The organism is Ruegeria sp. BG9, assembly GCF_056538305.1.
Genome location: NZ_JBQFSY010000027.1, coordinates 1 through 1144, shown reverse-complemented (window position 1 = coordinate 1144; position 1144 = coordinate 1). Strand labels below are relative to the sequence as shown.

Sequence of the window (1144 nt, the reverse complement as noted above, 5' to 3'; positions counted from 1 at the left end):
GCGCCTTCCAGGCCGCTCTTGAAGCCGTCATAGCTGCCCCAGGCATTGGTCGCGCCACCCATCAGGGCATCCGCATGGGCCTGAGCCTCGGCCGGCAGAGCGGCGGCAAATGCCTCGGCCGAGAGCGGGCCATAGGCGCCAAAGCTCAGCGACAGGAAGTGCAGGATGTAGTCCACCAGCGCGGTGCCATAGGTGGTCATCGCAAAGACGAACGAGCCGAAGACGACAAACGTACCCAGTAGAATGATCGACAGCACCAGGTTCAGGTTCGACAGGTACTTAACACCGCGTCCAACACCCGACACGGCCGAGATGATCGACAGGCCCATGATCACCAGCAGACCTGCAATCAGGCCAACTTTCGACGGGGCCGGAACCTCACCGCTCAGGTCCATGATCCACTCCATCCCGGTGATCGCATAGACACCGTCGATGAACTGGCTGACACCATATCCGATGGTGACCGACACACCCAGGATCGTTGCCACAACGCCCAGAACGTCGACCACATGGCCCAGGAAACCGTTCATCAGCTTGCCAAACAGCGGCGTCAGCGCCGAGCGGATGGTCAGCGGCATGTTGCGCGTATAGGCGTAATAGGCCAGCGACAGGCCGGTCACCACGTAGATCGCCCAGGCGTGGAAGCCATAGTGCAGATAGGTGTAGCGATAGGCCGACTGGACCGCCTCGGGCTCATTGCCGGGCACGTCGCCCGCAACAACCACGGGGTTGGAACCCCACAGGCCCAGAGGCTCGGCGGTGGCGAACACCATCAGGCCCACACCCAGACCGGCCCCGAACATCATCGAGAACCACGAGAAATTCGAGAACTCGGGCTTTTCGCCGGGCGTGCCCATCACCCGCTTGCCGGTGGCCGGCAGCAGCGCAACGATGGCCAGAAAGAAGAAAAACAGACCTACGATGACCACGTAGAAACTGTTGAAGACCTCCAGGATCTGAGAGTTCCAGCTGCCCAGAGTGCTGTTCGCGTTCGCCGGAAAAATCAGCGCCCAAAGCACAAGGGCTACCATCACACCCTTACTAATCAGCGCAATCGGAACGCTGTTATTCTCATAAAAACCGCTATCCGCGGTCTTAATGTCCAAATCCGTAAACGGTTCTTTAATCGACATCAATTTCCTCC

The 1144-nt window shown here is 59.4% G+C and carries 1 protein-coding gene; it reads right to left on the bottom strand.

Features of this window, described 5'->3' with window-relative positions:
• On the bottom strand, positions 1 to 1133 hold a 1133-nt coding region (locus ACR0I8_RS22065), incomplete at its 3' end, for a BCCT family transporter (RefSeq protein WP_480703661.1).
• Positions 1134 to 1144: the final 11 nt, after the last annotated feature.